Source organism: Actinomadura spongiicola (genome assembly GCF_003432485.1).
Classification (GTDB): Bacteria; Actinomycetota; Actinomycetes; order Streptosporangiales; family Streptosporangiaceae; genus Spirillospora; species Spirillospora spongiicola.
In genome coordinates this window covers 1-5,395 of the sequence record NZ_QVNQ01000023.1, presented here as the reverse complement: position 1 = coordinate 5,395, position 5,395 = coordinate 1, and the positions used below count along the sequence as shown (strand labels likewise).

The following is a 5,395-nucleotide window of genomic DNA, read 5'->3' as shown; positions in this document are numbered from 1 at the left end:
CTTCGGTGTGGTCGTTTGGCCTTAATGGAGAGTTTGATCCTGGCTCAGGACGAACGCTGGCGGCGTGCTTAACACATGCAAGTCGAGCGGAAAGGCCCCTTCGGGGGTACTCGAGCGGCGAACGGGTGAGTAACACGTGAGTAACCTGCCCCTGACTTCGGGATAAGCCTGGGAAACTGGGTCTAATACCGGATATGACTTTCTCGTGCATGCGGGAGGGTGGAAAGTTTTTTCGGTTGGGGATGGGCTCGCGGCCTATCAGCTTGTTGGTGGGGTGATGGCCTACCAAGGCTTCGACGGGTAACCGGCCTGAGAGGGCGACCGGTCACACTGGGACTGAGACACGGCCCAGACTCCTACGGGAGGCAGCAGTGGGGAATATTGCGCAATGGGCGGAAGCCTGACGCAGCGACGCCGCGTGGGGGATGACGGCCTTCGGGTTGTAAACCTCTTTCAGCAGGGACGAAGGGCCTTTGGGTTTGACGGTACCTGCAGAAGAAGCGCCGGCTAACTACGTGCCAGCAGCCGCGGTAATACGTAGGGCGCAAGCGTTGTCCGGAATTATTGGGCGTAAAGAGCTCGTAGGCGGTTTGTTGCGTCCGTCGTGAAAGCCCACGGCTTAACCGTGGGTTTGCGGTGGATACGGGCAGACTAGAGGCAGGTAGGGGAGAATGGAATTCCCGGTGTAGCGGTGAAATGCGCAGATATCGGGAGGAACACCGGTGGCGAAGGCGGTTCTCTGGGCCTGTACTGACGCTGAGGAGCGAAAGCGTGGGGAGCGAACAGGATTAGATACCCTGGTAGTCCACGCCGTAAACGTTGGGCGCTAGGTGTGGGGTTCTTCCACGGATTCCGCGCCGTAGCTAACGCATTAAGCGCCCCGCCTGGGGAGTACGGCCGCAAGGCTAAAACTCAAAGGAATTGACGGGGGCCCGCACAAGCGGCGGAGCATGTTGCTTAATTCGACGCAACGCGAAGAACCTTACCAAGGCTTGACATCGCCGGAAATCCATCGGAGACGGTGGGTCCTTTTTGGGTCGGTGACAGGTGGTGCATGGCTGTCGTCAGCTCGTGTCGTGAGATGTTGGGTTAAGTCCCGCAACGAGCGCAACCCTCGTTCCATGTTGCCAGCAACACCTTCGGGTGGTTGGGGACTCATGGGAGACCGCCGGGGTCAACTCGGAGGAAGGTGGGGATGACGTCAAGTCATCATGCCCCTTATGTCTTGGGCTGCAAACATGCTACAATGGCCGGTACAGAGGGCTGCGATACCGTGAGGTGGAGCGAATCCCTTAAAGCCGGTCTCAGTTCGGATCGAAGTCTGCAACTCGACTTCGTGAAGTCGGAGTCGCTAGTAATCGCAGATCAGCAACGCTGCGGTGAATACGTTCCCGGGCCTTGTACACACCGCCCGTCACGTCACGAAAGTCGGCAACACCCGAAGCCCGTGGCCCAACCCTTGTGGGGGGAGCGGTCGAAGGTGGGGCCGGCGATTGGGACGAAGTCGTAACAAGGTAGCCGTACCGGAAGGTGCGGCTGGATCACCTCCTTTCTAAGGAGCACACAGCTGGCCATCGTTTGAACCTGAGGGTCGCGATGGTCGGTAGCCGTCTTTAACAGCGAACGACTGTTAGGCGGCTGCTCATAGATGTGGAGCACTGGTTATTCAGTTCGCTGGCCGTGTGGCTCAGCTAGTACCGCCTTTTCCGGCTTTGGTCGGAGAGGGAGTGGGAACGGTGGGTGTCAGGCGGTTGGCGGGTTGGGCACGCTGTTGGGTCCTGAGGGAACGGGCACGAACGTGTTCGGGGCCTCTGATTGCGGGACCAGCTGCCACTCATTGTTTTTGGTGTGTGGGGTTGGTGGGCCCGGTTGTTTTTTGAGAACTGCACAGTGGACGCGAGCATCTCTGGCAAACGACGAGAGCTCGACTTGATGGGAGCTTAGGTTCTCGTCGGGTTCGTGTTTTTGTTGTTTGTTCTGCGATTTGTTTTGATCGTTTTGTGTGTTCAAGTTTTTTAGGGCATACGGTGGATGCCTTGGCATCAGGAGCCGATGAAGGACGTGGGAGCCTGCGATATGCCTCGGGGAGTCGGCAACCAGACTTTGATCCGGGGGTTTCCGAATGGGGTAACCTGGCACTCGTCATGGGGTGTCGCCGCCGTCTGAATGTATAGGGCGGTTGGTGGGAACGCGGGGAAGTGAAACATCTCAGTACCCGTAGGAAGAGAAAACAATTGTGATTCCGTGAGTAGTGGTGAGCGAAAGCGGAGGAGCCTAAACCGTGCGCGTGTGATACCTGGTAGGGGTTGCGTGTGCGGGGTTGTGGGAGCATCCGGCTGGGTCTACCAGTCCAGCAGAGAGTTATAAAGCATCATGGTAGTCGAATGGTTTGGGATGGCCGACCGTAGACGGTGAGAGTCCGGTAGACGAAACTGTGGTGTCTCTTGGGTGTTGTCCCGAGTAGCACGGGGCCCGTGAAATCCCGTGTGAATCTGCCACGACCACGTGGTAAGGCTGAATACTTCCTGATGACCGATAGCGGACCAGTACCGTGAGGGAAAGGTGAAAAGTGCCCCGGTGAGGGGTCGTGAAATAGTACCTGAAACCGTGTGCCTACAAGCCGTCAGAGCCTGGGGATGGGATTTGTTCCTGTCTGGTGGGTGATGGCGTGCCTTTTGAAGAATGAGCCTGCGAGTTATGGTGTGTGGCGAGGTTAACCGGTGGCGGGTAGCCGTAGCGAAAGCGAGTCTGAATAGGGCGTCTTTAGTCGCATGCTGTAGACCCGAAGCGGGGTGATCTAGCCATGGGCAGGGTGAAGCGCCGGTAAGACGGTGTGGAGGCCCGAACCCACCAGGGTTGAAAACCTGGGGGATGACCTGTGGTTAGGGGTGAAAGGCCAATCAAACTCCGTGATAGCTGGTTCTCCCCGAAATGCATTTAGGTGCAGCGTTGCGTGTTGCTTGCTGGAGGTAGAGCTACTGGATGGCTGATGGGCCCGACAAGGTTACTGACGTCAGCCAAACTCCGAATGCCGGTAAGTTGAGCGTGGCAGTGAGACTGCGGGGGATAAGCTTCGTAGTCGAGAGGGAAACAGCCCAGATCATCGGTTAAGGCCCCTAAGCGTGTGCTAAGTGGGAAAGGATGTGGAGTTGCTGTGACAACCAGGAGGTTGGCTTAGAAGCAGCCATCCTTGAAAGAGTGCGTAATAGCTCACTGGTCAAGTGATTCCGCGCCGACAATGTAGCGGGGCTCAAGCACACCGCCGAAACCGTGGCATTCCAGGCATGTGTCTGGGGTGGGTAGGGGAGCGTCCTGCAGCCGGTGAAGCCGCCGAGTGATCGAGTGGTGGAGGCTGTGGGAGTGAGAATGCAGGCATGAGTAGCGAGACACACGTGAGAAACGTGTGCGCCGGATGACCAAGGGTTCCTGGGGCAGGCTAATCCGCCCAGGGTAAGTCGGGACCTAAGGCGAGGCCGACAGGCGTAGTCGATGGACAACGGGTTGATATTCCCGTACCCGCTGGTATGCGCCAACGCTGAATCCTCTGATGCTAAGACCCTGAAACCTGCTGGTGGCCTTCGGGTTGCTGGTTGGGTGGAGCGGTCGGCCCGAGGGGGTAGTAGGTGAGTGATGGGGTGACGCAGGAGGGTAGCTCAGCCCAGGCGATGGTTGTTCCTGGGGTAAGGCTGTAGGGAGAGAGATAGGTAAATCCGTCTCTCATTGTTCCTGAGAGCTGATGCCGAGCCGTTTTAGGTGAAGTGAGTGATCCCATGCTGTCGAGAAAAGCCTCTAGCGAGTGTACTGGCGGCCCGTACCCTAAACCGACTCAGGTGGTCAGGTAGAGAATACTAAGGCGATCGGGTGAACTGTGGTTAAGGAACTCGGCAAATTGCCCCCGTAACTTTGGGAGAAGGGGGGCCCGGTCTGGTGAACACCCTTTGCGGTGGGAGCTGGGTTGGGTCGCAGTGGCCAGGGGGAAGCGACTGTTTACTAAAAACACAGGTCCGTGCGAAGTCGTAAGACGCGGTATACGGACTGACGCCTGCCCGGTGCCGGAACGTTAAGAGGACCGGTTAGATCCCTTTTGGGGGTCGAGGCTGAGAATCTAAGCGCCGGTAAACGGCGGTGGTAACTATAACCATCCTAAGGTAGCGAAATTCCTTGTCGGGTAAGTTCCGACCTGCACGAATGGCGTAACGACTTCCCCGCTGTCTCAACCGCAGGCCCGGCGAAATTGCAGTACGAGTAAAGATGCTCGTTTCGCGCAGCAGGACGGAAAGACCCCGGGACCTTCACTATAGCTTGGTATTGGCGTTTGGAACGGTTTGTGTAGGATAGGTGGGAGACTGTGAAGCTGGCACGCCAGTGTCGGTGGAGTCGTTGGTGAAATACCACTCTGGTCGTTTTGAGCGTCTAACCCGCGCCCCTGTATCGGGGTGGGGGACAGTGCCTGGTGGGTAGTTTAACTGGGGCGGTTGCCTCCTAAAGGGTAACGGAGGCGCCCAAAGGTTCCCTCGGCCTGGTTGGTAATCAGGTGGTGAGTGTAAGGGCACAAGGGAGCTTGACTGTGAGACGGACGTGTCGAGCAGGTGCGAAAGCAGGGCCTAGTGATCCGGCACCGGCGTGTGGAAGCGGTGTCGCTCAACGGCTAAAAGGTACCCCGGGGATAACAGGCTGATCTTCCCCAAGAGTCCATATCGACGGGATGGTTTGGCACCTCGATGTCGGCTCGTCGCATCCTGGGGCTGGAGTAGGTCCCAAGGGTTGGGCTGTTCGCCCATTAAAGCGGCACGCGAGCTGGGTTTAGAACGTCGCGAGACAGTTCGGTCCCTATCCGCTGCGCGCGTAGGAGAATTGTGAGGGTCTGTCCCTAGTACGAGAGGACCGGGACGGACGGACCTCTGGTGTGCCAGTTGTCCCGCCAGGGGCACGGCTGGTTGGCTACGTTCGGTCGGGATAACCGCTGAAAGCATCTAAGCGGGAAGCCTTCCTCGAGATGAGTTCTCCCACCCCTTCGTGGGGTGTAAGGCTCCCGGTAGACGACCGGGTTGATAGGCCGGTGATGGAAGCGCTGTGAGGTGTGGAGTCGACCGGTACTAATAGGCCGAGTGGCTTGAACACACAATTCGTTCAATTCAAATCGCTGCGAGTAGTGTTCGCGTCCCTGTGTGGTTCCCAGGAAACAACCTGGACACCCGCTGTTTTGATAACAGCATATGTGTCGAACGTTTGAGTTTGCCCGCCCTGTGTGTGGGGGTGGTGCGTTGGGCGTTCGGTGGTTTTGGCGAAGGGGAAACACCCGGTCCCATTCCGAACCCGGAAGTTAAGCTCTTCAGCGCCGATGGTACTGCATGGGAGACTGTGTGGGAGAGTAGGACACCGCCGGACATTTCTT

Annotated in this window: 3 rRNA genes; all 3 read left to right on the top strand. The window is 57.8% G+C overall.

The features are described 5' to 3' along the window. Window positions 1-21: 21 nt before the first annotated feature. The 3 genes from D0T12_RS34620 to rrf all read left to right on the top strand — a co-directional run bounded on the left by D0T12_RS34620 (window position 22) and on the right by rrf (window position 5,388). Window positions 22-1,552 (top strand): 16S ribosomal RNA (locus D0T12_RS34620). A gap of 452 nt (window positions 1,553-2,004) precedes the next feature. Then, window positions 2,005-5,121, top strand: a 23S ribosomal RNA gene (locus tag D0T12_RS34615). Window positions 5,122-5,271: 150 nt separating this feature from the next. Further along, a 5S ribosomal RNA gene (rrf, locus tag D0T12_RS34610) occupies window positions 5,272-5,388 on the top strand. The 16S, 23S and 5S rRNA genes sit together here, the layout of an rRNA operon. Window positions 5,389-5,395 lie beyond the last annotated feature (7 nt).